Annotated in this window: 19 protein-coding genes and 1 tRNA gene; 12 read left to right on the top strand and 8 right to left on the bottom strand. The window is 56.0% G+C overall.

Annotation, left to right across the window (positions count from 1 at the left end; genetic code table 11):
- Positions 1-7: 7 nt before the first annotated feature.
- The 4 genes from GOW16_RS19420 to GOW16_RS19405 are packed head-to-tail and all read right to left on the bottom strand — an operon-like array spanning position 8 to position 4,567.
- Positions 8-409: a hypothetical protein gene (locus tag GOW16_RS19420; protein ID WP_170418635.1), complete on the bottom strand. Its 402-nt coding sequence runs from the start codon at positions 407-409 to the stop codon at positions 8-10.
- Between the two features lie 32 nt (positions 410-441).
- Entirely contained in the window at positions 442-2,148 is a 1,707-nt protein-coding gene (locus tag GOW16_RS19415) for a dynamin family protein (RefSeq protein ID WP_170418632.1), read from the bottom strand.
- An 8-nt stretch (positions 2,149-2,156) separates the two neighbouring features.
- On the bottom strand, positions 2,157-4,169 hold the full coding sequence (locus GOW16_RS19410) for a dynamin family protein (RefSeq protein ID WP_170418627.1): 2,013 nt from the start codon (positions 4,167-4,169) through the stop codon (positions 2,157-2,159).
- A 2-nt stretch (positions 4,170-4,171) separates the two neighbouring features.
- Positions 4,172-4,567, bottom strand: a complete 396-nt coding sequence (locus GOW16_RS19405) for a hypothetical protein (RefSeq protein WP_217354693.1) — start codon at positions 4,565-4,567, stop codon at positions 4,172-4,174.
- A gap of 776 nt (positions 4,568-5,343) precedes the next feature.
- On the opposite strand from GOW16_RS19405, the gene GOW16_RS19400 reads away from it, so the two are divergent.
- Positions 5,344-5,428, top strand: a tRNA-Leu gene (locus GOW16_RS19400).
- Positions 5,429-6,390: 962 nt separating this feature from the next.
- On the opposite strand, the gene GOW16_RS19395 is transcribed toward GOW16_RS19400, so the two are convergent.
- Together GOW16_RS19395 and GOW16_RS19390 are read right to left on the bottom strand one after the other, a co-directional pair.
- Positions 6,391-7,548, bottom strand: coding sequence for an acyl-CoA dehydrogenase family protein (locus GOW16_RS19395; protein WP_170418621.1), 1,158 nt, complete (start codon positions 7,546-7,548; stop codon positions 6,391-6,393).
- Entirely contained in the window at positions 7,545-8,168 is a 624-nt protein-coding gene (locus GOW16_RS19390) for a TetR/AcrR family transcriptional regulator (protein ID WP_170418618.1), read from the bottom strand. Before GOW16_RS19390 ends, GOW16_RS19395 begins: the two co-directional genes overlap by 4 nt.
- A gap of 125 nt (positions 8,169-8,293) precedes the next feature.
- Between GOW16_RS19390 and GOW16_RS19385 the strand changes: the two genes are divergently transcribed.
- The 5 genes from GOW16_RS19385 to GOW16_RS19365 all read left to right on the top strand — a co-directional run bounded on the left by GOW16_RS19385 (position 8,294) and on the right by GOW16_RS19365 (position 15,736).
- A complete protein-coding gene (locus tag GOW16_RS19385) occupies positions 8,294-10,078 on the top strand; it encodes an acyclic terpene utilization AtuA family protein (protein ID WP_170418616.1) in 1,785 nt (594 codons plus the stop codon).
- A complete protein-coding gene (locus GOW16_RS19380) occupies positions 10,078-11,697 on the top strand; it encodes an acyl-CoA carboxylase subunit beta (RefSeq protein ID WP_170418613.1) in 1,620 nt (539 codons plus the stop codon). Before GOW16_RS19385 ends, GOW16_RS19380 begins: the two co-directional genes overlap by 1 nt.
- A 56-nt stretch (positions 11,698-11,753) precedes the next feature.
- On the top strand, positions 11,754-13,727 hold the full coding sequence (locus tag GOW16_RS19375) for an acetyl-CoA carboxylase biotin carboxylase subunit (RefSeq protein ID WP_170418610.1): 1,974 nt from the start codon (positions 11,754-11,756) through the stop codon (positions 13,725-13,727).
- Positions 13,728-13,815: 88 nt separating this feature from the next.
- Entirely contained in the window at positions 13,816-14,601 is a 786-nt protein-coding gene (locus GOW16_RS19370; protein WP_170418607.1) for a TIGR03084 family metal-binding protein, read from the top strand.
- Between the two features lie 61 nt (positions 14,602-14,662).
- Positions 14,663-15,736, top strand: coding sequence for an AI-2E family transporter (locus tag GOW16_RS19365; RefSeq protein WP_170418605.1), 1,074 nt, complete (start codon positions 14,663-14,665; stop codon positions 15,734-15,736).
- A gap of 96 nt (positions 15,737-15,832) precedes the next feature.
- Here GOW16_RS19365 and GOW16_RS19360 read toward each other — a convergent pair whose 3' ends face one another.
- Positions 15,833-17,812 carry a bifunctional 2',3'-cyclic-nucleotide 2'-phosphodiesterase/3'-nucleotidase gene (locus tag GOW16_RS19360; RefSeq protein ID WP_170418602.1) on the bottom strand — a complete coding sequence of 660 codons (1,980 nt, stop codon included), beginning with the start codon at positions 17,810-17,812 and terminating at the stop codon, positions 15,833-15,835.
- A 381-nt stretch (positions 17,813-18,193) separates the two neighbouring features.
- Here GOW16_RS19360 and bioB point away from each other — a divergent pair, with 381 nt between their 5' ends.
- From bioB to GOW16_RS19330, 6 genes are read left to right on the top strand one after another with little or no spacing between them, the layout of a single operon-like run.
- The gene (bioB, locus tag GOW16_RS19355) at positions 18,194-19,174 is read left to right on the top strand and encodes a biotin synthase BioB (RefSeq protein ID WP_170418599.1); all 981 of its coding nucleotides are present in this window, start codon (positions 18,194-18,196) and stop codon (positions 19,172-19,174) included.
- The gene (locus GOW16_RS19350) at positions 19,171-20,304 is read left to right on the top strand and encodes an 8-amino-7-oxononanoate synthase (protein WP_170418595.1); all 1,134 of its coding nucleotides are present in this window, start codon (positions 19,171-19,173) and stop codon (positions 20,302-20,304) included. Before bioB ends, GOW16_RS19350 begins: the two co-directional genes overlap by 4 nt.
- Positions 20,301-20,921: a dethiobiotin synthase gene (gene bioD / locus GOW16_RS19345; protein ID WP_170418592.1), complete on the top strand. Its 621-nt coding sequence runs from the start codon at positions 20,301-20,303 to the stop codon at positions 20,919-20,921. Before GOW16_RS19350 ends, bioD begins: the two co-directional genes overlap by 4 nt.
- Positions 20,918-22,204, top strand: a complete 1,287-nt coding sequence (gene bioA, locus GOW16_RS19340) for an adenosylmethionine--8-amino-7-oxononanoate transaminase (protein WP_170418589.1) — start codon at positions 20,918-20,920, stop codon at positions 22,202-22,204. Before bioD ends, bioA begins: the two co-directional genes overlap by 4 nt.
- Positions 22,201-22,821 carry a pimeloyl-ACP methyl esterase BioG family protein gene (locus tag GOW16_RS19335; protein WP_170418587.1) on the top strand — a complete coding sequence of 207 codons (621 nt, stop codon included), beginning with the start codon at positions 22,201-22,203 and terminating at the stop codon, positions 22,819-22,821. The genes bioA and GOW16_RS19335 overlap by 4 nt, the downstream gene beginning before the upstream one ends.
- Positions 22,818-23,576, top strand: coding sequence for a methyltransferase domain-containing protein (locus GOW16_RS19330; RefSeq protein WP_170418584.1), 759 nt, complete (start codon positions 22,818-22,820; stop codon positions 23,574-23,576). The genes GOW16_RS19335 and GOW16_RS19330 overlap by 4 nt, the downstream gene beginning before the upstream one ends.
- 6 nt (positions 23,577-23,582) lie before the next feature.
- Here the strand turns inward: GOW16_RS19330 and GOW16_RS19325 are convergent.
- On the bottom strand, positions 23,583-26,587 hold a 3,005-nt coding region (locus tag GOW16_RS19325), incomplete at its 5' end, for a PA14 domain-containing protein (protein ID WP_170418581.1).

The raw sequence follows: 26,587 nt of genomic DNA, 5'->3' as shown, positions 1-26,587 counted from the left end.
GTCCCGTCTAAACTGCGGCCGCGACCGGCCCCAGGCTAAGATGCGATTTAGTCAACGCCAGCCCTACATTTGCGCTGTTGCGACAGATGTAGCAGACCACGTGATCCGGGTAGGCCTGCGTCCGCAAGAAAATGTTCAGCCGATCCTTCGAAAACACCGCGATTTCCCCAAATCCCGGATGTTCAGGATCAGCATTGCCCGACTGCCGCAGCAGTGCCTCAAAAGCACCTGCACCGCCGCCCTGAAACAGATTGGCCACTGCAAGCGCAAGACTGTCCAGCACCTCAGCGTCCTCTTGATTGCTGATGCTGGTCCCCAACAACATCCCCGTCTCCATGTCCACGTACCCGGCTGCAACGCAGTCGGGTATCGTTTCCATCGCGGATTTCAGTGCGGCTTCGATAGACATCGGGTGTCCCGTCCCTCTACCTTCGTTTCACGTTATAAGACATGCCATTCAGCCCCGCCCTTATTCCCGTTTTTCGGGAGCGTTGGAACGCCGTCTTTTGTATCGCGGGCGCTGTGTTCAGCAGCGATCTTGTCGAATTCTTCAAGGAAAGCCACAAAGACCTTATTTAAGCCCGCGGTATCTGTGGGAAGATCTTCGCCAGCTGTGATCTCGCGCCACATCGATGATGCGCTGAGCGGCGATCCGGCTTCGACATTCAGCAGCTTTTCAAGCGATTCAGGTTCGGGCTCTGCCTCGGACGAGCCGTTCGGCATAGGCACGACCTGTGTTTCGATCAGGCCACTGGTTTCAGGTTCCGGCTCAAACTCGTCTGCCGCGCCATCGGATTGTTCGGCAAGTAAGGCCGCGATTGACGACACAGATACATCAGCGCTTTGGGCTTCCGCTGCTGGTTCGTCAGCTTCTTCCGGTGCGTCGGCCAGCTTGTCCCCAAGCGAAGCCATAAAAGGTTCCTGATCATCAGTGCCAGACAGCTCTGTCTCGGCTTCGGCGTCCAGTTCCAGCACCTCTTCTTCGTCGAGGTCGTCGTCATCCAGGTCAAGGAACGCGTTTTCTTCGGCTGGGATATTCGCAACATCGGCCAAATTCAGAGGCTGGCTGGGCGTTTCTCGGAAGAAAGAGCGAAGTTCGTCCTGATCTGTTTCCGTTTCGGGCTTGGTCTCTTCCGGGATCGCGGCCATCTCGGCCCGCATCCGTTCAGCCTCATCCGCGTCAATGCGGGGCGCACGTTCCGTGTCGCCCGAGCGTGCTTCTACACGTGCGGGGCGCACCGGAAAGCTCGTTACGACTTCGTCGTGTCCATTTTCGTCCTGAACCGGATTGACCAGTTTCAGCGGGGCAGGCTGCTCCACACCTTCGGAGGATTTGCGTGGACGGATGGGTTGTACACGCGGTGCACCAGCAAGGCTGTTGTCGATCTGATAACGCGCCAGCATATCTGCGCGGTTGTCCATGATCTGTTCGGTGATCTCAAGAAAGCTGTCCACCATCTTGCCACCACCACTGCGTCCCCACAGTTCGGCATCGCCGCTTTTGTCACGCGCCGTGATCGCATCGCGCGCCGAGAACAATATCGATCGGTTAAACAGATGGCCTGCCTCACGATTGACCCGGCGCAGCACCTTCTGGCGGTCTTTCGGGCCCAGTGTATCCGCGCGCGTGACCAGCAGCAGGGAGTTGTGCTGCAACCTTTCCGGCAAAGCGACCCACGTTGCCCGCTCGGTCTCGCGCCAGGCTTGGGTTGCATGAGTGCACCACAGAACCCCGTTGGCCTGACCCACGGCGCGACGCCAGACATCGGTTGAAATCTTGGGATCCGAGATGCCGGGCGTGTCGATCAGATCAACCGCCTCGAGAATGTCGGATTCAAGAAAAATACGAATGAACTGTGCGTCATTGACGCCGACCGACTCTAACGCATCCAGTTCAATGTTTTCGCGCGTGCCGTCATGACGCTGCACATACGCAGATTGTTTGCCCCAGCTAAACCAGACGGGCGGCAACTGCGTGGCCGTCACCTGGGTCGGCAGCGTGTGCGACCGAAGCAGAAAGTTCATCAGCGTCGATTTTCCGGCGCTGAACTCTCCCATAAGTGCAAAGATCGGCTTGCGGCGGGACCACTGCTCGATGCGTTCCCATGCTTTGGGCGAGACGAAACGGGTTTGTGAGTCTTTTGCCATATCGCTACTTATGCTGCCTCGTTACTAAGATCTTTCAGGATGTCACCCAGAATATCGTCACGCGACTTCTGTGGTGTCAGTCCTGCCATCAGAGCTGCGTTGCGGCTTGGGTCATTCTCGGCGGAAGCCGAAATGCTAAGCAACGTCTCTTTCTGTTCGCGCATAAAATCCGACAGGATCGCCCGAACGTTTTCCAACACAGCCGCAACCTGATTTTCCTCGATATCCTTGGTGATCGAATTCGCCTCGGATGCGATCAGTCGAGTATAGTCGGCTGCAAAGGCTTCAAACCCTTTTCGGCGCTGCCACCAGCGACGCCACCACGTGCTTTGCAGGTCAAGTGCGATTGTTCGCCCAATGCCAAGCGGCGGAGGAACGCGCGGAACGATGGGCGCTTCGATACTAAACTCTCCTAGGTGGTTGCCCAGGATCTTCTGGTACAGGGATTCAATATCTGCCGCCGCTGCGCTGTACAGCGCGCCCGCTTCTTTGCGCATCGATCGTGCAAAGCTAAAGTAAGCTGCCTTTTGAAGTGTTCGCAGGCCCGCCGGGTCATACTGCCATGTTCCCTGTTCGCCGTTCAGCTCAAGGTGTGCAATCAGTGAATCCGTCGCGCGCTTGACGAAGTTGGCTTCTGCTGAATTCAGTCTCTCAATGACCTTGGCGCGCAGGGACGCCGTCAGTTCAGCCGCTTTCTTTTCATATTGATCGGCAATTGTGGCGACTGCGTCCTCTGGCGATACACCATCCAGATCGCGCACAAGACCCTCGCCACCAGTAAGGTTCTTGGCAACAGCCGTGGCGCGGATTTGGCTTGCAATATTGCGGGCGCGGTGGCGCACACGATCCAGCAGACGGTTGCCAGCGCCTTCGGCAATGCGTTCGTTCATCGCCAACAGCAGATCGGGCAAGCCGGACAGCGCCCAGATCTTGTCGAGCGAGGGCGCCTGATCGCCGAAACCAGCTGCCAAGTAGAATGTGTTCAACGCCTCACGCGATTCATCGGACAGGATTTCGGGATTGCCCGTCAAAGCGGCCTCAGCCCACAGGGCGCTGCCGAACACAACGCTGGTGTTGGCGTCGATGTTGTTCTGCTTCAGTGTATCCTGAATGCGGTCCCTGATTTCCGGCACCTGATTGACCGGATCGGCCAATTCGTCAATTCGGTTCACAAACAGGATGATCTGGCGATTTTCGAACTGAGCGATGATCCGCATCAGCGCCATGTCCATCGTTGTCAGCGCTTGGCTGGCCGCCAGGACAACAACACAGACCTCGGACCCGCGCAGGCTGCGTAGGGTGATCTGTTCTCGGACCATGAAAGTATCGTTGACACCCGGCGTGTCGCACAGTTTCAACGAAATCGGGTATTGCGGAATGTCCATATACAGTTCCGCAGACTTCGTGACGTCGGCGAACCGCCCGGTTTTCGGGTTGATGTCTGGATCGTCTTCATCACCCAGACAGACATAACGCTGGATCAGCTCTTCGTCGAAGTAATCATACTGATGGCTCTGCCCCAAAATCAGGTCAAAATGCTGGCCCAACCGCGCTTCGGATTTGGCTTTCATTTCTCCGATCTGGCGGCGAATGTCATCCATCTCGTCATCGGCGCCGGCGCGGTTTGCCAGCTCACCCAGACGACCACCGCCGACCATCAAGTTGTCCCATTCTTCTTGTTCAAAGAAGGTAAACTTGGCGCGTTGGTCGCCTTCGGTGCGGGTGTTGATGTTCAGCGTGGTCACCACCGACGTCCACGGGTTTACATCCGATGGCAGCAGCGCAGGGCGCCCAGCCAGGATGTTCACGATTGAGGACTTACCAGCCTTGACTTGCCCGACCATCGTAACGCTGGCCGAGAAATTCTCCATCCGCGTCTTGAGCGTGGCAAGACGTGCGGACGAACGTGCATCCGCCACCTCTGTCAATTGATCAATCTGCGCGGTCAGCGAGTTCATCGCTGACGTCATGGGCGTCAGTGCCTCATTGCCAACTGACAAAAGATGGTCGTTACGCGCCATGTTCAGCCTCCGGTTCCTGTCGCGGCCAACGTGTCTGTTGGCGTGCTGGTCACGGTGTCGATTCGGGCGATCAGGTTCAGCGCATTGCCCAAGATTGCAGCTTCGGCACCAGGCGAAATCGACTCGAAAGTGTGGCAGTCGGCCAGAACTTCGATCGAGCTGAATCGCTCGCTGTTTTCAAGGCGGGCGAGGCGGCGTCCGGTGGGAAAGCCCTCGGACTTGGTTTCGGGCAGCGGCATACGCGAATTCGCGAGCAAGTATTGCCGACCGGAGCGTGTGCGCAATGAGACGCCAAACCCTGTGTTGGGATGGTCGCGGTTCAGGGATTTGAGTTCGCCAAGAAAACTTTCACGCGCAAGACCAACGGCTTCTTGCTCGGCAGCAGCGGAGTTCATCATATTGGTCACGTTTCAGACCCTTGTACTGGAGTTGAGCGAAAAACTCGTACAGCGCCCGAAGGCAAAAAGACTCATTAACTCCTTCTGCCCATCAATGACTTTTAAGGCGGTCTTATTTTGACGCGAATAAGATATTTTGGCGTTTGAATTGTGGCGCAAATGTGTTGGTTAGCGATTTTCAAGCGCAACCTAAAGGCGTATTTTGCGTGATGTTGGTGGCGGGCCTGGCGTTCGCCCGCAGGGCGCCTGCGTGGAGTTTGCGAAATGTAGTGGGATTTTCATAGTTCTGGCAACTAACAGAAAATAAACATTAAAACTACAGTTTTTCCGAGCAGATGCACGCGCGGACCGCGCCAGCGGGCGAAGGTGAAACTTGGGTTTGCATTTAATTCTATTGAGTTTGCACTGCGATCATTTTCCGGTGGGCGCTATATCATTCAACGTGAGATTGTTTTTGAATAATCACCAATTAACACTGAGTGTCTCTTATTGGTGAACAATAATGGCCCGCCAGATTGAAGCGGGATTCCTGTTGAAACTTTTCGACACTGCTGGGAAGCAAGCCGTTTTTCTGCCGCAAGTAGCGATACTCGAGATTGCTCAACCATTCCTTCGGCCAACCGAGTTTGGCGATCCTTACAAGGACATCTCGTTCGGTTCGGGAGGGCATTTTGCCGGTGTCGTCAATAATCTTGCACACAACGCAATTTTCCCTCTCGCACTCTGCCGCAAGCTTTGTTATTCACGCCGTCATTCCGGCACTGAGTGCCTGGGTTGCGGGTGTGGCGAAATTGGTAGACGCACCAGATTTAGGTTCTGGCGACGCAAGTCGTGGGGGTTCAAGTCCCTCCACCCGCACCATAGAATTTCTGTTTCAATGCTCTTATTGCGCGCTTGGCTGTCTGCTTCGGGGCCCTGTCACCTTGATTTCGCGCTCAAAACCAGCTTCCGATCAAAACCACCCACGCGAAAACCCTTTTGTGCCAGCCTATAAAAAGGGGGCCGTAAAGTTTGCCGCACGAGTTTGCTTCAGGAGAACAGGTAGTAGGTCGTCGGGGAAGTGAACAAAATCGCCAGAGCAACGACAAGCCAAACCATTACACAAACCCAGTATGTCCCTGGGTTTTCAGCGCGGGTGACTCGCTCCCACAAGTAGGTCGAACCAAAGACAAGGTCTCTTATAGCCCAAATCAACAGGCCGAGCCCGACATAAAACCAGATATCCATTTTTCCCTCGTGTGATGAGTTGGTGCAATTTAACTTGTCATAAATGATTGCACAACTGTCTTTTGATCCACGGCTTATAATTTCTTGAGGAAAATAGTTTTTACCGACGCCATTGAATCACATCGAAGCGAATTTTCTTGTCCAAAGAGACAAAAAAGTACCGCTGGTTTTGGTATGATACCTAATCCAATCGGGAGTGCGTCATCCACCTCAAGGAGCAGAACATGAAACTCGGTCTAATCAAAGCTTCAGCCGAAAGTGACTTCAAGGCGTACAAGTCGGTCAGGGTGGTCCTCCTCAGAGCATTTTTCGGCAGCTGCAGCTACCCCCGATTGGGTAGACGTTCAGCTTATTGATGAGGTTTGGGAACAGTGCGACCCAAGGCGCATCCATGCAGACATCGCGGTTATCTTTTTCTCAACACCGGATGCCATTCGCGGGTATGAAATTGCGTGTGTCCTGCGAGCCAAGGGAATTCAAGTTGCCATCGGCGGTTTGCATACAACGTTTTTGCCGGAAGAAAGTGTCTGTCGAAGACACGACTTCCAGACACCGTAACTAAACCTGTGGTGCGCATATTGTGTTTGGGGCCATCCCTATTGCCCGGCCAGACCCATCTGGCGCACGGCCAGATCGCGCATGATCTCTTCTGAGCCGCCGCCGATGGCCAAGATTTTGATCTCGCGCCAGACCCGCTCAACCGGGTTGCCCAGCATGTACGCGGCACCTCCAAAGATCTGCATCGCCTCGGATGCAACAAACTGTAGCGACGTGGTGGCCTGAACCTTGGCTTTGGCAAGTTCGGCCACTGGCTTGAAACCTTGCTCAATCGCCCAGCAGATGCGTTCGATATAGGCTTCGTTCATGTCAATTCGGGCGGACATTTCCGCAAACTTATGGCCAATGACCTGATGCTCGACCAGGCGCTTTCCAAACGTCTGGCGTTCACGTGCCCAGTCCAACGCGCTATCGTAGCACAGCTTCATCATACCCAACGAAGCGGATGTCAGGCCTAGCCGTTCAAAGTTGAAATTGTCCATGATTGCGACGAAGCCCTTGTTCTCGGGGCCCAGCAAAGCGGAAGAGGCCAGCTCGCATTCATCGAAATTCAGAGTCGCTTGCTGTGAGCTGTGCCAGCCCATCTTGTCACCCAGCGGTGTACGGCTGAACCCCGGCGCGTCATGAGGGACTAAGAACAACGATATACCGGCCAACCCCGGACCGCCGGTACGCGCGCCAATCACAAACCATTCGGCATCCATCCCCCCCGTGATATAGGTTTTTTCACCATTCAGGATCCACTTGCCACCTTTCCGCTCTGCCCTCGTTTGAATGTTGGCAACGTCCGACCCTGCGCCCGGTTCGGTGATTCCAAGTGCGGAGGTCATGCGCCCAGAGATAATCTCGGGGAGCACTTTCTGCTTGAACTCTTCGGATGCGAATTTCGCGATTGGGCTAATTGAAATCGTACGTCCCCCAACGGCGGCTCCGATGCCGGATGCTCCACAGCCGAACAGGATTTCGCTGTAGTCGTGGCGCATGAACGCATTGTCGAAGCCCAGCCCGCCATAATTTTCATCAATCCCGAAGCCAAATACTCCGAATTCCGCGATTGCGACATGCAGTTCCCAAGGGACACCGCGATCCGCCTCCCATTGTTCAATGTGAGGTTTGATTTCAGTATCGACAAAGCGCCCGAAACTGGTGCGAAAACTCTCGCGTTCTGGGGTCATGAAGGGGGATGGCAGGGTCATTCGACCTCCTCGACGTTATGTTCGGGCAGTACCAAAAGCTGGCTTTCCATGATGCGCGCAAAGCGATCCATCATATGCGTGAGGTATTCTGGCGATGACACGAATTTCTCGTGTAACAGCAAACCACGCAGGAAGTTTCGGGTAATACTCCACAGCAATTCTGTGTCGGCTTGGTCGCCTGTTACACTGGTGTATCGGCCTGAGATGAGGCTTAGGTTCGATTTGTCCCAGTCTCTCAGGCTCTGCTCAAGCATCTCGAACAATTCTTCATCGGTTCGGCAAGCAACCAGAATTTCAACAATGGCACGACCGCCCGCCGAATTTACGACAGTGGTCCAGGCGTGCATAATCAGTTCGTAAACGGGTTGTGGTGAGCGATCCTGTGGCCAAAGCGGGCTTTGTGCGTTGCCCAATAGTCGCATCGCGGTCGCGGCGACCAGGGCCTGCTTGGTGGGGAAATGATGCGTAATTGCCCCGCGCGAGATACCTGCTTTGGCCTGTACCATTGCAAAGGTTGTCTCTGCATACCCAAGCTGATCCAGGCATGCGACCGTGGCATTGCAGATTTTGGCCTGCATTTCCTGGGACCTCTGATCCTGGACCGAGTGTTTATTTGGCATCGTTTCAGTCACCTTCCGTGGCGTCGCAATGGCAGATCTTCGTTGACCGCGGTGGTCGGTAGATAATAAAAACAGAACAGTCGGTCTGTAAACTGCGGATCGCGACAGGGCAGGAGAGACGTGGCGTGACACATTCTCTGCGGATCGGAGGAGCTTGCGGGTTTTGGGGGGATGCCCTTCATGCCACGCAGCAGTTGTTGCGCGTCCCAGGCCTCGACTTTCTGGTCTATGACTACCTTGCCGAAATCACCATGTCGATCATGGCCCGGGCCCGTCTTAAAGATCCCCATAGAGGATATGCGGTAGATTTCGTCTCTGAGGTTATGGCTCAAAACCTGAGCCAGATCGTCGGGCAGGGCGTAAAGGTGTTGTCAAATGCGGGCGGGGTCAACCCAGTGGCCTGTGCCGATGCATTGCGACGCAAATCTGCTGAATTGGGATTGAACTTGAAAGTTGCGGTGATCGAAGGCGATGATCTGCTGCCACGCGTGGCCGAGTTTACCGATCGGGCCGAGATGTTTTCCGGGGCGCCGATGCCGCCGACCGAGAAAATCGCCTCAGTCAATGCCTATATCGGAGCAGGACCGATATTGGCTGCGTTGCAGGCTGGCGCGGACATCGTCATAACGGGTCGTTGCGTTGACAGTGCGCTGACTTTGGCGGCGTGCATGTATCATTTCGGTTGGGGACACGACGACCACGACTTACTGTCTGCCGGTTCGTTGGCGGGGCATCTGCTGGAATGTGGACCACAAGCCACCGGTGGGAATTTCACGGATTGGGAACTGGCGGGGGATATTGCGCAAATCGGTTATCCGGTTGCCGAGGTCAGTGCGGATGGCGGATTCGTCCTGACCAAGCCCCAGGGCACAACGGGATGTGTGACCCCGGCTTCGGTCTGCGAGCAGATGCTTTATGAAATCGGTGATCCGCAGGCCTACATACTGCCCGACGTGATTTGTGATTTTTCCAAAGTCAGGATGGAGCAAGCCGCGCCGGACCGCGTGGCCGTCTTGGGCGCGAAGGGGCGAGCGCCGACCGGGCAGCTTAAAGTGTCCGCCACATGGGCGGATGGGTATCGCGCGGGCATGACGTTTCTGATGAACGGGCGCAAGGCGCGACAAAAGGCGGAGGCGTTTGCCCAAGCGGGGCTTGATCGTTCGCGTGCCGTTCTGCATCGGATGAACGCCCCCGATTATCGCGAGGTGTCCTTCGAAGCCTTCGGAGGCAGCCCCGGCAAAGGCGAATACGAAGAGATATCGTTCAAAGCAGCCGTGAAACACGACGACCCCAATGCCGTTGGTTTGTTCCTACGCGAGATGACCGGGTGTGCGTTGGCTGCTCCGCCGGGATTGCACATCTTTACAGGGGGAGGGCGGCCAAAACCTTCGCCTGTGGTTGCCCTGTATTCCTTCTTGGTGCCAGAAGACACTCTGGCTTATCGCGTAACGTTGGATGGAAAAGACATAGCGTTCGATCCGCCGAAAAAATCCCCACAAGAACCGGAACCTGTGCGGCCAAAAGCTCCGGGCACGGCCGAAGAAAAGGTGACAGAGTGGGTCACATGCCCTTTGGAAGACTTGGCCTGGGCAAGATCGGGGGACAAGGGCGACACCGCAAACGTCGGAGTCATCGCGCGTCATGCAGCCTTTATGCCCTACATCTGGGCTGCCCTAAATGCAGAGACTCTCGCGGATGTACTTTCCGACCACCTATCCGGCAGGGTCGAACGGTTCTATCTGCCCGGCACACATTCCATGAACATCCTGCTGTACAATTCGTTGGGAGGTGGCGGTGTCTCTTCTCTGCGCAACGACGCGCAAGGCAAAAGCTTTGCTCAAATACTGCTGGCCACGCCGATCAGGATTCCGGCAGAGTTATCCTCACACACCGAGCGAGGAGAAAACTGATGGGTTTTGTCAGTAAGGTCGTCCGCGATTCTGACGCCTTTGCCAAGAACCGAGCAGAGATGCTGGCGCTTGTCGATGAGATGCGTGCCCTCGAAGCGCGCCCAGTCGCTCTCTCCGAGAAACGGCGTGAACGGATGGAAGCCCGGGGACAGATCACACCCCGTGACAGGCTCGTTCAACTGCTGGATCCCGGTATGCCTTTTTTACAACTGCACGGGCTGGCGGGTTACTGTGTCGATACTGATGATCCTGAGCAATCCGTTCCGGGCGCGTCACTCGTTATCGGCATCGGATTTGTTTCAGGCGTGCGTTGCATGGTCATCGTTGATGATGCAGGGATAAAAGCGGGCGCGATGGTCGAGATGTCGGCTGCAGCCTTCCTGAGTGCGCAGGACATGGCCTTGAAACAGAACCTGCCATTCGTGCATCTTGTCGAAAGTGCCGGTGCGAACCTGATGGAATACAAGGTCGAATTTTGGGCCAATGGCGGCAAATTGTTCCGCAATTTGGCCCGTCATTCGGCGGCTGGCTTGCCCAACCTCGCCGTTCTGCATGGCCCTTCAACCGCCGGCGGGGCCTATATGCCCGGCCTTGCGGATTATGTGGTCGGCGTGAAGAACAATGGCATGGCCGCCTTGGCCGGGGCCGCGTTGGTCTATGCGGCGACGGGTGAAAAGGCCAACGACCGCGACTTGGGCGGGTCAGAGATGCATGCCAGCACATCTGGTCTGGTCGACTATCTGGCCGAGGACGATGCACACGGCATCGAAGTGGCGCGAAACGTGATGGCCCGACTGGATTGGAACAAGTCTTTGCCTGCGCGTCGCGACAAGGAGGTGCAACCACCAAAATACGATGCGGATGAGATTGCTGGCGTTGTTCCAACCGATTATCGCGTTCCCTATGACGTCCGCGAAGTCGTGGCCCGCATTGTAGATGGCTCTGATTTTGAGGATTTCAAAGCCGATTATGGACCGGTAACGGTCTGTATGCAGGCTGCAATCAACGGTATCGCTGTCGGCATTCTCGGCAACAACGGCCCACTGGACCCGGCTGGCGCGAACAAAGCCGCGCAATTCATTCAGCTATGCGACCAGGCCGATATTCCCCTTATTTTTCTCAATAATATCACCGGCTTCATGGTTGGCACGCAATATGAGCAAGGCGGTATGATCAAACATGGGGCGAAGATGATCCAGGCCGTTACCTCGGTCGATGTTCCGAAGATCACGCTATATATCGGTGCAAGTTTTGGCGCCGGAAATTATGGCATGTGCGGTTATGCTTATGATCCGGATTTTTTGTTCGCCTGGCCGAATGCGGCGACGGGGGTGATGGGCGGAGAACAAGCCGCTGGAACGATGGAACTGGTCGCACGCGCAGGTTTCAAACGCAAAGGGATCAACCCTGACGAGGCCAAGTTGGCTGCTCAGAAGGCTGCGATAACAATGCATTTCACAAAACAGGAGAACGCGTTTTACACGTCGGGCCGATGTATCGATCATGGCGTCATCGACCCACGCGACACGCGACGCGTTCTGGGTTTTTGCCTTGAAACGTGCCTTGAAGGTCGCGCGCGAAAGGTCAAACCCAGCTCTTACGGAGTGCACAGGTTCTGACCATGCTGCATCACTCACCAAATTCGCAACCAAAACAATATAGCAGGGGCTGAGCTATGGCATTCGACACGCTTCTCGTTGCCAATCGCGGGGAAATCGCCGCGCGTATCCTGCGTACGGCTCGGTCACTTGGGTTGCGTACGATCGCCGTTTACACGACCGCTGACGCGCGTGCGCCGCATGTCGGCCTTGCTGATAAGGCGGTATGGATCGGAGACGGCCCGATTGGTGACAGTTACCTGCACGCTGAAAAGATCATTGCCGTCGCTCAGGAAACCGGGGCAGGGGCGATCCATCCGGGCTATGGGTTTCTATCCGAAAACGCCGAATTCGCAACGGCGGTTGAGACCGCAGGCCTGAATTTTATCGGCCCTGGCCCCAAAGCAATCCGGTTGATGGGCGACAAAGCTGATGCGAAGCGCCTGATGATCGGTGCGGGCGTGCCTTGCGTTCCGGGATATGAGGGCGAAGATCAATCGGATGCGGCATTGATTGCAGAAGCTGACCAGATCGGTTTTCCAATTATGGTGAAGGCTGCGGCAGGCGGCGGCGGGCGGGGAATGCGTCTGGTCCAGGACGCCGGCGCTTTTTCTGCGGCGATTGCGCTTGCCCGATCCGAAGCTGAGAACGCATTTGGGTCCGGCGACTTGATCCTGGAAAAAGCGATCAGCGATGCGCGCCATGTCGAATTTCAGATATTTGCCGATGGGGACGGGAATGTAATTCATCTGGGCGAAAGGGAATGTTCGGTTCAACGCCGCCATCAAAAAGTCATCGAAGAGGCTCCAAGCCCGGCCATGACACCCGAATTGCGCGCGCTAATGGGGGCGGTGGCGATTGAGGCGGCCCGCGCAGTGAACTATTGCGGCGCCGGAACGGTGGAGTTTCTTCTGGAGACCCCCGGCGCGTTCTATTTCCTCGAAATGAACACCCGCCTGCAGGTAGAACACCCTGTGACCGAGATGGTCACCGGCCTTGATCTTGTAGCGTTGCAGATCGCAATCGCGCAGGGTGACGCCCTTCCGATCTCTCAGGAAGATGTCACTATGACTGGCCACGCCATCGAAGCACGTCTTTATGCTGAAGACCCCGCTAACGGGTATCTGCCGGCAACTGGTCCAATCGACTTCTGGCAGGCCGCGACCGGACCCGGAATACGTGTGGATGCAGGCATTCAACAGGGGCAAGAGGTATCGCCTTACTATGATGCCATGCTCGCTAAGATTATCGCGCATGGTCCAACCCGTGAAACTGCGCGGGCGCGGCTGATCAAGGCGGTGAATGAAACGGTTTTGCTTGGTACGGTGACAAATTCGCCGTTTCTAGCAGATGTGCTGCAGCAAGGAACTTTCATTGCCGGCGATGCAACGACAACATTTCTGGATCGCACCTATCCCAACGGCTTTTCGCCATACCAGGTGACGGCGCGCGACATCGCCGTGGCGTCGGCGCTGTTGTTGAATGCGGATCAGGCCCGTGCAATGGCTGCGGCGGGATATGTCTCAACCGAACAACTGGGCTGGTCCAGTTCTGATTTGCCACCGTTCGTCGTGATGCTTGCCCATGGCGACAAAGTGATGCAAACGCGTGCACTTGCACGCCCGGATGGGTGGACGGTTTGGGTCGAGGGCAACTCATACGAAGTCTCTTGCATCGAACAGGGCCAAGGAAAAGTGAGGGCGCGAGTAAATAACCAGACCGTAGACGTCTTCGCCGAAGTAACGCTGGACACAGTCCAGATCGCGATCGGTGCTGAACGTTTGCAGTTTCGCCGTCTGCGTCCCGGCGCATCGGATGCGGGAGCTGCCTCGGGCGGTCGTGTCATCGCCCCCATGCCGGGCGCTTTGATCGAGGTGTCGGCAAAACTTGGGCAGAGCGTATCCAAAGGCGACTGTCTGGCTGTTTTGGAGGCTATGAAGATGCAGCATCAGATCACGTCTGCCGTTGAGGGGGTCATCACTTTTGTCCATGTTGAGGTTGGGCAGCAACTGATGGCGGGGGATGTAATGATCGAGATTGAAGAAGCATAGATAGAATTGGCGAATGCGGTCGGTCGCTGTGCCAATCAAATCTTGCCAGCGCCATCGAAGATTAATCGCAAAATCAGAGGAAGACGCAGTGCAACAGGCAACGGATTTTCTGGAAGAAAGCGAGGCATTGTTTGCCATTCTGGCCGATGTTTCGGGCGATCAATGGGACACCCAAACTCAGTTCAAACGATGGACGCTGAACGATGTGCTGGTGCATCTGCATTATTGGAACCAGATGGCCGATCTGTCACTTCAGGACCCTGATGCATTTGCTGCGCGCATTGGCGCCTTGTTTGGCAAGGCCAAGGTCGAAGGGTTGCGTCCGGCAGAGAACAAAGCAATCTCGCTGCGCGGAAACGAGCTGCGTGAAGCGTGGCGAACACTTTACACGGACATTGGCACTCGGTGGGTTGGCCTTGATCCGAAGCAACGCGTGAACTGGGCTGGCCCCGACATGTCTGTACGCTCGTCGATCACTGCCCGCCAGATGGAAACCTGGGCGCACGGGCAAGAGGTTTTTGACATCCTTGGTATCGAGCGCGTCGAACGGGACCGGATCAAGAATGTCGTCGTTCTGGGTGTGAATACGTTTGGCTGGGCCTATCAGGTAAATGGTAGACCTGTGCCCGAGGCGATGCCGCGGCTGGAACTGACGGCACCGTCCGGAGCCTTGTGGGATTTTGGCGAGCCGGGTGAAAACCGGATAACGGGCCCCGCAGTGGAGTTCGCACAAGTCTCAGCCCAAACCCGCAACGTCGCAGACACATCGTTACAGGTGGAGGGACCGGTTGCAGCCGAATGGATGTCAATCGCGCAGTGTTTTGCCGGTGGCCGCGAAACGCCTCCTGCTCCGGGCAGTCGCCATCGCACCTAAGACACGCAGCTATCTTGAATAAAAGTTGAATATGTAACTTGAACCCGGCACAAAAGGAGCGATGCGTCCGACCGAAAGCGAAGAAATGCTGCAGTTTAATGTGACAAAACTAGCATCTGGCCTGATCGTCGCTGTTGTCATAGGCTGGCTGCTGGTGCTGGGCAAAAGCATCTTTCTGCCGGTGCTTCTGGGCATTATCGGGATATACATTCTCGACTCGACTGCGTCGACAATTGGCCGCGTTCCGGGATTGCGCCACATTCCGCGACGGGGGCGTCGTTTGCTTGCGCTGCTGGTCATATTTTTGACGCTGGTCCTCATTGGGATTTTTCTTGAAGCGAATGCCCAAGCCGTCGCCCAGAATATCCCGCAATACCAAACTAATCTAAAGGCACTGCTCGACTCGGCGATGGCGATGTTGGGCGTCAAAAAACTGCCCGACTGGTCCACGATTGAACAGACGCTTGCCGGAAAATTCAATGTCTTGGGCTTTGTTCAGGGAACGCTGTCTACGGTGCAGGGCTTCGGCACGGTTATGTTGATGACTATCCTCTACATCGTGTTCATCCTGTCCGATCTGGACGACATGCCGGAAAAGGTTCGCAAGGCTTTGGGCGATGCCGAAACCGCGGACCGGTCGTTGAAAATCGTCGCTCAGATCAACCAGAAAATCGGCAGTTACCTGAGTGCAAAAACTCTGATTAACGTCATTTTGGCCGTGATCTCATATGTGATCATGCTCTTCCTGGGCATCGAATTTGCCATGTTTTGGGCCATCTTGGTCGGGCTTTTGAATTACATTCCCTATCTGGGCTCAATCGTGGGTGTCCTGTTTCCCGTCATGCTCAGCCTCGTACAATTTGGCGGTATCTGGCACGCCGGGGTCGCATTGGTTGCTCTTATGGCTGCTCAGCTATTTGTCGGAAACATCCTAGAGCCCCGACTGGTCGGAAACTCGGTGAACCTGAGTGGATTCATGGTGCTGTTTTCGCTGACGATCTGGACGGCGATGTGGGGGTTGGCAGGCACCATTCTGGCAATTCCATTGACCGCCGTGGTGATGATCATCCTATCGCAAATCCAATCTACGCGACCGCTGGCAATTTTGATGTCGGAAAGTGGCGAGCTTGACTAAGAGTTCATGCTCCCGGTCTGTGGCCCAAAACCGGTTTCCATGTTAGTTGGGCGACCGCCACCCATTGATCAGGGCGGCGGTCGCTAGCCATATTGCTTAAAGCTTGATGCGGAATGCGGCAAAGCCGTCTACGCCTTCGCCTGCGTCTTCTATTACCACCCCTTTAACATCGCCCATGTAGTCGCGGGCCTTGGGGCCGGTTTCGAACAACACTGTGGTATCTTCGAGCGGAGCGAAAGACCAATTGGCGTCCGCTTTTGGATCAATTGTGCCCTGTTCAACGATATAACGCACGATAACGTCGCGGTTGGTGTCCGGGGCCTCGAAGACGATCGTGTCGCCCATCGCACCCGGGAATGAACCACCGCCAGACGCGCGGTAGTTGTTGGTGGCGATAATGAACTCCATATCGTCCGTGACCGGCGTTCCGTTGAAGGACAGGTTCACAATCCGTGCCGCATCCGGATTCAGCTCTTCGCCCTTTGGTCCAAAGCGCGAGGGCTGGGACAGGTCGATCTGATAGGTCACGCCGTCCATCACATCAAAATTGTAGGACGGGAACTCTGGGTTCAGCAGGATCGCGTCGGCCGAACCTGGCTCGACCTGATTGAACATACCAGCGGAACGCTCCAGCCAACCCCGGACCTGTGCCCCGTTCACGCGGACCGCCCGCACGGTGTTTGGATAGAGGTACAGGTCAGCCACGTTTTTGATGGCGACATCACCCACAGGAACATCAGTGTAATACTCTGGACCTCCACGGCCTCCGGCCTTGAACGGAGCAGCCGCCGACAAAATAGGCAACCCCTCATGCTCGGTGCCTTTTAGCATCTCTTCGACATACCATTTCTGCGCGATTGACACGATCTGCACCGACGGGTCATCCGCGACAAGCGCGAAATAGCTATGCAGAGGTGCGGAAGTCTTCCCAACGGCGCGGCGAACATATGCCAGTGTTTCGTCGTGATCGGTAGCAACTGAATCCAGAACGGTCTGGTCGTCGCCTACCAGCGCGGTTATCGAGCGATCTTCGTTGCGCTTTGAGATCGGGCGCGCCTCGGACGTCGTCGTGACAATGCGCCATTCATTCCCGTCGCGTTCCAGCAGTAGGTCCAGCAGGCCCAGATGCGAGCCCCAGAAACCACCCATGACGGCCGGTTTGCCCATCAGCGTGCCTTTTTCGACGTCGATACCGGGGCGATCCGCGAACGTGGGCGAGGGGAAAACCAGGTGATTATGGCCCGTGACCAACGCATCGATACCATCAACACCAGCCAAAACGACCGAGGCGTTCTCCATCCCGTCCGTATGATCCGCCTCACCAATGCCTGAATGGGACAGGGCGATGATCAGATCGCAGCCTTGCTCTTGCATCTCGGGCACATAGGCTTTCGCCGTGTCGACGATATCGCGGGCCTGAACGTTGCCTTCCAGGTGCTTGCGGTCCCAATTCATGATCTGAGGTGGGGTAAAGCCAATGACGCCAACCTTGATTGGATGCTTGCTGCCGTCGCCCATTTCAATTTCGCGGTCCAGAATGGCGTAAGGCTTGACCAGGGTCTTATCATCGCGTGGCCCTGCACCTTGTTCCTTGGCAACGTTGGCCAACACGACAGGGAAATCCGCGCCAGCGAGCGACTTTTCCAGAAAATCCAAGCCATAGTTGAACTCGTGATTGCCCAACGTTGCGGCGTCAAAGCCGACAGTGTTGAATGCGGTGATGATCGGGTGGCTATCACCTTCCTTCATGCCGCGCTCATAAGCGATGTAATCGCCCATTGGGTTGCCCTGCAAAAAGTCGCCATTGTCCACCAACAATGAGTTGGTCGCCTCGGAACGGATATCATTGATGATCGACGCGGTGCGCGACAGGCCCACCGTGTCGCGCGGTTTGTCCGCGTAATAATCATATGGGAAGACGTGAACATGGATATCGGTGGTTTCCATGATCCGGAGATGCGCCTGATTGTCAGCCGCAGCGACCGAAAATGGATGAAGGGTTATCGCCGCTGCGCTGGCGGTGGTTGTGGCAAGGAACTGGCGGCGAGACATTAAGAAATGGCTGGAGGAGGTCATTCGGAACCTTTCATTATGTTGGTCTGTGCGCCATCTGCATGATTTGGAAAACAGCAGTATGACACTGGTTACCAGTGCATGTGCAACGGCGCGGCGCATACGGGTATGTGAGATACTGAGCGCTATTGTGGTCTGCTTGCCCAAGCATGGCAATATGTGTCGATATGAGACCGTGGCTTTCTGCAGTTTGTGGATATCAGAATTGAGCGCACCGCCGTAAAGGCAGCCGCGTTTTTGACCAAAACCATCGAAACCTGCACCGCATGCAATCATCCGCGGTATTCTGCCTGAGCAACGCAGTTTGAAGAATTCGGTTGTGATAGTGAATTTTATCTATAAAAGGATGTCAATCCACCAGAACTGTTGAAAAGTATCTATAAAATGAAAAATCCCGCTCCGATTTGGTCCCGTGAGGCTGCTCAAGCTCTGTATGATCTTCCGCTGATGGATCTTTTGTTTCGCGCTCAGTCTGTGCATCGCGAGAACTTTGATCCCAACAAGATCCAGACGTCCAAGCTTCTGTCGATCAAAACGGGTGGTTGCGCCGAAGATTGCGCCTATTGCTCGCAATCGGCGCGGAACGGATCAAAGCTGTCGGCCTCCAAGCTGATTGAGGTTCAGCGCGTTCTGGCTGAGGCCCGCAAGGCCCGCGATGGCGGGGCGACCCGGTTCTGCATGGGCGCTGCATGGCGCGAACCCAAGGACCGGGACATGGATGCGCTTGTCGCAATGGTCGAAGGTGTGCGCGACATGGGGATGGAAACCTGCATGACCCTGGGCATGCTGGACGACAATCAGGTGATCCGCCTGCGTGACGCGGGACTTGATTACTACAACCACAACATCGACACTTCCGAGCGGTACTATTCTGAGGTCATCACCACGCGTACCTTTGCAGATCGAATTGAGACGATGAACCGCGTTCAGGAAGCCGGTATAAAAGTATGCTCGGGCGGGATCCTTGGCATGGGCGAAGAGGTTCGGGACCGGGTCGATATGCTGGTGACATTGGCCAACATGAACCCAGCCCCGGATTCTGTGCCGATCAACATGTTGATGCCGCAGGAAGATACACCTTTGGCGGACGCCAAGCCAATCGACCCTATCGACTTTGTGCGGATCATAGCCGTGGCTCGGATCATGATGCCGCAATCCTATGTACGGCTGTCAGCAGGGCGCAGCGATATGAGTGAGGAATTGCAGGCCATGTGCTTCTTCGCCGGAGCGAACTCGATGTTTGTTGGTGAAACTCTTCTGACGGCTGAAAACCCCGAAGAAGACACCGACGCCGTCTTGTTTGCCAAGCTTGGGTTGCAGGCGGAAACAACAGCCGAAAAGTCTTGTCTGGATGCTGCTGAATGAAGGCATTGAGCCGACTACACTCGATGCTCGAGCTGCTGGGCACCCGCCACCGGCGCCGTGTGTTGGTACCACGTCGCGGCCTGGACTTTGCGTCCAACGATTACCTCGGTTTGGCACAATCAGACTTGTTGCGCGATGCTGCTCAAAAGGCGCTGCAGCGAGACGTACCGCTTGGATCAGGCGGATCTCGTCTGTTGCGCGGCAATCACCCAGAGCATGAAGCGCTTGAGCAGGAGGCTGCCGCGTTTTTCGATTCAGAGGCAGCGTTGTTCTTGGGCGGCGGCTTTCAGGCAAATCAGGCGATTTTCTCAACCCTCCCTGCCGCCGAAGACCTGATCCTTTATGATGCATTGGTACATGCAAGCGCACATGAGGGTATGCGGATGGGACGCGCCCAAGCACGCGCCTTTGCCCATAATAATGTGCGCGCAGCGCGCTTGGCCATTGAGGAATGGGTGGCAGCAGGCGGGTCGGGCCAAATCTGGATTGCTGTAGAAAGCATCTATTCAATGGAAGGCGACATCGCACCGCTGGCCGAGTTGTCTGATCTCGCCCGAGTTTATGATGCTATATTGGTCGTCGACGAAGCTCATGCGACTGGAGTGTTTGGACCCAATGGAAAAGGCCTGGCTCATGGTTTGAATGCGGGCCAGTTGACACTGCACACTTGCGGCAAAGGGTTGGGGGTTTCAGGCGGATTGATTTGCGGCCCCAAGGTGGTGATCGACACACTCATCAACCGCGCGCGACCAGTTATCTTTGCGACCGCCCCGTCGCCATTCAATGCAGCCCTCGTTCGTGCGGTTTTGCAGCACTTGCAAACAGATCCCTCGCTGTCCCTGACAGCCCAGTCCCGCATCCGTCACGCGCATGCAGTCGCGCGTCAAGCCGCGGTTCCCAACGAGGCTCTGAACAGCCAAATCATCCCGGTTATTCTGGGCGATGACGCCAAAACCATGGAAATGGCGGCAACGCTACAGTCCAAGGGCTTTGATATCCGGGGCATCCGGCCACCGACCGTACCACGCGGCACCTCGCGTTTGCGGGTGTCGATCACCGGCAACGTGAGTATGGACGACATCAGCGCTCTTTTCGAAACACTGGCACATCAGCAGGTGGAGGCGGCATGAGCGCTGTAATCGTCACAGGAACCGACACAGGCGTCGGGAAAACGGTCTTTGCTGCGGGTTTGACCGCTGCGCTTGGTGCGACCTATTGGAAGCCCGTGCAATCGGGGCTTGAGGATGCGACGGACACGGAAACCGTCAAAGTGCTGTCCGGTGCCAAAGTTCTGCCCGAGGCTTATCGCCTGAACATGCCGGCTTCACCGCATCTGTCAGCTGAAGATATGGGCGTTGAGATTGCGTCGGACCAGTTGGCGCTGCCAAAGGTCGAAGGGCCCTTGGTGGTTGAAGGGGCTGGTGGACTTATGGTGCCACTGAACCGTGAGACCTTCTTTCTTGACGTAATCTCTCAATGGCAGGCACCCGTAATTCTTGTCGCGCGTACTGCGTTGGGGACGATCAATCACACAAGCCTGTCCCTGATGGCTTTGCGGGGCGCGGGCTGCAGCGTCGTTGGAGTAGCGTTCGTCGGCGATGCTGAGCCGGATGTTGAACAAACCATCGCCGAGATGTGTCAAGTCACTCATTTGGGGCGCTTGCCGTATCTTGAAAGCCTGTCGCGGGAAGCGCTGTCAAAGGCTTTTGACGCGATCGACATAGCGACAATTCGGGGGTCTCTATGACCGCGCTGGACTTTGACGCCCGCCATCTGTGGCACCCGTATACAAATGTTCTGAACCCAGGCCCGATGCACCTGATCACCGATGCCGAAGGGGTATGGTTGACCCGCGAAGATGGCACTCGGATGATCGATGCCATGTCGTCCTGGTGGTGCGCAGTACACGGGCATCGTCATCCTGCAATTATTGGCGCGATGACAGAACAGCTGCAGAAAATGCCCCACGTCATGTTTGGCGGTCTGACGCATCAGCCGGCAATTGAATTGGGCCGCAAACTGGTTGACTTGCTGCCGGATGGGCTGGATCGGATATTCTACAGCGACAGTGGCTCGGTTGCGATCGAAGTCGCCTTGAAAATGGCTGTGCAGTACCAAATGGCGCTGGGTCACACGGGGCGCACACAATTTGCGACCATTCGCGGCGGTTATCACGGAGACACCTGGAAGGCGATGAGTGTCTGCGATCCGGTGAATGGGATGCATGGGCTGTTCAGCGGAGCTCTGTCAATTCAGCACTTCCTGCCACGCCCGCCAATTTCGCTTGATCAGGAATGGGCTGATGATCCAACCAAGAATGGGTTGGGCGCGTTGGAGAAGCTGCTGGAAACCAAAGCTGATCAGATCGCGGCGCTTATCCTCGAGCCGGTTGTGCAGGGCGCAGGCGGAATGTACTTTTATCACCCCAAGTGGTTGCGCCAAGCTCAGGAAATGTGCAAAGCCCATGATATCCTTGTGATTTTTGACGAAATCGCAACCGGGTTCGGCCGAACCGGCGAACTGTTCGCGATGGATCACACCAGAGTGGTCCCGGATATCATCTGTCTGGGCAAAGCTTTGACAGGGGGTCATATTACCTTGGCCGCGACTGCAGCAACTGAAAACGTCGCGCGCAGAATTGGTGAAAGCGAAGCCAGTGTCCTGATGCACGGTCCGACCTACATGGCCAATCCGCTGGCTTGTGCTGCGGCTATGGCCAGCCTCGATCAACTATCGGTCAGAGATTGGCGCGCCGAAGTGCACGCGATTGCCGACCAGTTGACGCACGAACTTGCCCCCGCGCGCCAATTCCCTGGGGTTAAGGATGTACGCGTGTTCGGCGCGATTGGCGTCATCGAGATGGAGCAGTGGGTTGATCCTTCGGTTGCGCATGCCCTTGCACCCAAAACGGGCGTCTGGTTGCGCCCCTTCGCCCGTAACATCTACTGCATGCCACCCTACATCATCTCGGCAGATGAGTTGAGCAGTGTAACCTCTGCGATGGTCTCTCTGGCTCGGGATCTGTCATGAAGCAGCGGTGGGTGTCACGATCCGGCACGGATGAACTCATCCTAGTTTTTGGGGGTTGGGCGCTGGGAGGCGCCCCGTTTGCGGGGCTAACCGGACAAAGTGATGTGCTATTCGTCGACGATTTTCGCCACCTTGACGACCCGCTGCCTGATCTTGCGGCCTATGACCGCATCAATCTGATCGCCTTTTCTTTCGGCGTCGCATCTGCTGCCCATTGGCTGGCACATACCGGGTTCCGTCCGTCTCGGTTGATTGCAGTCAGTGGCACGTTACATCCGGCCGATCCCAAGCGTGGCATTGGACCTGATATGATCCGCGCGACTGCGGATCACCTGACCGAAGCCAGCTTCGCAAAGTTTTGCCGTCGCGCTGGATTGGATGGGCCGGTTCCCGAGATTGATATTGAGGCGGCGAAAGCTGAGCTTCATGCCGTGATCGACCGTGGTGGCGCTCCTGAAATGGCGTTTGACCGAATTTGGATCCCCCAAAAGGACCGCATCATTCCTACTCGTGCACAAGAGGTAGCCTGGGCAACGCAACAACCCGTCGCGCGTGGTATACCCGCCTCGCATATCCCGTTTCGCGACGGTCAGAACTGGCAGGAGTGGATCGCATGAACGCGCCGATCGCAGACCGGGTGCAGCGGAGCTTTAGCCGAAGTTTTCGTAGCTATCACGACGCAGCCAGCCAACAGGCAAAGATCGCAGATCACCTGGTTCAAGCAATGCGAAAGGGCGGCGCCCCGCATCGTTTTGCGACCGGTTTGGAACTTGGATGTGGCACTGGCCACCTTTCGCAACGTTTGTGCAGAACATTCGACATCGGCCAATTGACGGTCAATGACCTGTCGCCAGAAGCTGCTGAGACGGCGATATCAATAGGCGCGGGTTTTTTGTGCGGTAATGCCGAGACTGTCGAGTGGCCGTTTCAGCTCAACCTGATTGCGTCAGCATCCATGATCCAATGGCTGCACGATCCTGCAGCTTTTTTGCAGCGAGCGGCGAATGCATTGGTTCCGGGGGGGTGGTTGGCGGTCTCGGGCTTTGGACCGAACCAATACCGGGAGTTGGTGAAAGTGGGGTCGACGGCCAAAGCGCCGGGCCTGTGCCCATCCAGGGATCTGGCAGCGGCGGTCGAAGGGCAAATGGAAGTTGTCAGCTGCGGCGAAAGCACTTCTGTAGTGCATTTTGACTCGCCGCGTGGCGTTCTAAAACACCTTCGACGAACCGGGGTCAACGGGCGCGCGCAGAAAGTCTGGACAAAATCCAGTCTTGCCCAATTCTCGGATCAGTACGTCTGGCACTTTGGAACTGAGTTTGGCGTGTCCCTTACTTACAATCCGACATGGATCGTGGCCCGCAAACCAGGCTGATTGCTGTTACCAGTCAATACGCTCATGGGCTTCGGTCTCAATACATGAGATCTCAGATCCAGCGTTCGTCAACACTGCTTCGGCCAGGGCATCGCCGTCGGTTTCCCCGTCGTTTTGCGGGTGATCCAGGTGCCACGGCGCAGGCGGTTCAACCTGTATTGTCGCGGCAAACGTTTCGGCCAGTTCGGGGGGCAGCTCCTTTGCCGCCTCGCCGGTCTGTCCGACCTCCAGCGAAAACGGATTTTCAGAGGATACGTGCGCCCCGTTAAATCCGGTATCCGTTACCAAAATTTGACCTTCGATTAACCCTTCGAATCCTGCAGGCGGCGAGATCTCGAGAAAATCGAGATCCCACCCGGACACGTCCGCTGACTCGCCATCTGTCATCACTGAATCCTCACCACTGATCAGCAATGTATTTGGTGGCAGACCATCCAGCGAGACTGCGGCCTGATCACTGACTTGGTCCAACTCGATTGCCAGCTCAAGCGTTCCGTCTTCGCCGACAATTGGCTGTGGGTCAGCTTGCAAAAGCTCCCGCCCTGATGTGTCTGGCCCATCCCATTCCAGTTTCAGGCCTGCATGCCCATAATTCTCAAAATACCGCACTTCGATGTCATAAGTGCCCGGCTCAAGATCGATGCTCCCAGACCGCGTTCGGAAGCCATGCAGACCATCATTGTCAACGACCCTCGTTCCGTTGACGAATACTGCCGCGCCATCGTCCGCACCGGCAAAAAACGTGTAGGAGCCGCCTTCTTCTACAGTGATTTTACCTTCCAGCTTCGCTCCGAACGTATCTTTAGAACCGCCTTCCCAGAATGAATTGCGACTGTTCCCATAATTGATGTCAGGCACAAATTCCTGATGCGTCGGTTCCGCAGACCAGTCGATGTCATCCAGTTTCGACAACCTTTGATCCACATCGAAATAGCTGGCATGGAAACCACCTACTATTTTGGCTTCAGGGGAGGGCAGGACAGCCTCCGACACTTCGAACGTCAGCGTCTGCGAACCATCGTGGCTGCTGTTTTCACCTGTTGGCGTGGAATGGCGCAGGACAGCTTCGACGAGCCCTTCAAAACCCAGTGGCGGCGTTACGGTGAGCACCCCGCCCTGCCAGCCATCCAGCTCTGCGATCCCGTCCGTGTTTGCCACAAATGTTGTTCCACCGGCCTCGATAATCGTTCCGGCGGGAAAACCAGACAGATCGAAGCTGGTTTCATCAGTCACGCTAAGCCTTCCCAGGTCCACATCAATGGCCAGCGGCATACCTGAAACGGTCCGAGCTTCAGACATGTCCGGCGCTGTTACCACCTCTCGTCCATCCAATCCCGGTCCTTCCCATCCAAGCTTCAATCCGGCCCGACCGTAGTTTTCGAAGTAACGGATTTCGATCGCATGCGTTCCCGGTTCCAGTTCAATTTCACCCGTTCGCGTCCGGAACCCATGAACCCCGTCATTCTCAACGATGGGTTTGCCGTTGACCATCAGCATCGCACCGTCATCTGCACCCAGGAAGAACCTGAATGTTCCGCCTTGCTCTACTTCGATATTGCCGTTGATCTGTACGCCAAACGTGTCTTTTGAGCCTCCATCCCAGAATGTGTCATGACTGTTGGCGTGGTTGATTTCAGACGTGACCTCTTCGTAGGTCGGCTCTGCCGTCCAGTTGATGTCTTCCAGCTTTGACAGGCGATGATCAACGTCGAAGTATTTGGCGTGAAACCCTGATGAAAACGTCATCTCGGCCGCGTCGGCCACATTGACCGTAAAGCTCTCGGTCTGGTGCAGTCCGCCTTCGTCAATCACCGTGACATCAACAGTGATCGAAGATGCCACTTCATGGTCCAGCGCCACGCCGGGTTTCAGGCGTAGTTCATTGTCGACAACTTCGAACCGGTCATCTGATATCTCGAACCTATGGGTGTCGCTCTGATCCGGGTCGTCGAAACTGAGCTGCCCCACTACCGCACCGTCGACGTTTTCGGCCACGGTCTGCTGAGCGGCGGTCAGCGTGATATTGTCGACTAAGGCACCGTAGCTATCGTTCTCGTCTTCCGGTTCGCGCAGTTCCAAAGTGTCCTGCCCGGTTCCGATGACCTGCATCTGGAACGTTTCCCAATCGGCGGATTGCGGATCCAATTCCGCCACCAGATTGCCATTCCAATAGACTTCGACGGTGTCGGTTCCTCCCGCTAGGCGTTCTCGCAGGTCAACACCCAAATCATAAAGTTGGCCATCCTCCGTCTGGATGACCTGAGAAATAGTGTCGACACCCCGTCCGTGGTCCATCTCAAGCAACTGATCACCATCGGACGCCCTTGTGCCGCCGAGATGATCCCAGATTTCTATCCCATGAGTGTCCTGCCAGGCCCCACTTTCATCCGAGGCAAAGCCCTTCCACTTTCCTTTTTCCAGGTCAAATTCTTCAAAGCTGCCGTTTTGAATAAGGTTTTCAATGCTATTTCCAAGCGACAGCCCTGTCGGTCCCTCATTCAAATCCAGCACGTCGACAGTGAATCGTTCTGTCAGGGTGGCGCCACCGGTATCCGTCACCGTGACACTGACATCTATCTGCGCTGCGTCCTCATGATCCAGCGCGATGCCAGGCTTTAGCTGCAATTTGCCGTCCACGACTTCAAAGCGGTCGTCCGAGACGTCGAACCGATGCGTGTCCGAAGCATCGGGATCCAAGACGGAAATGGACCCAATCACCGCGCCCTGAGTGTTTTCGGCGACCGAGGTGTCATCTAGGGCTATCCCTGTCGGTCCCTCATTCAAATTCATCACGTCGACAGTGAATCGTTCTGTCAGGGTGGCACCATCGGTATCCGTCACCGTAACACTGACATCTATCTGCGCTGCGTCCTCATGATCCAGCGCGATGCCAGGCTTTAGCTGCAATTTGCCGTCCACGACTTCAAAGCGGTCGTCCGAGACGTCGAACCGATGCGTGTCCGAAGCATCGGGATCCAAGACGGAAATGGACCCAATCACCGCGCCCTGAG

This window comes from Ruegeria atlantica, assembly GCF_013033965.1.
Classification (GTDB): domain Bacteria; phylum Pseudomonadota; class Alphaproteobacteria; order Rhodobacterales; family Rhodobacteraceae; genus Ruegeria; species Ruegeria atlantica_D.
This window is presented reverse-complemented; position numbering and strand designations above follow the sequence as displayed.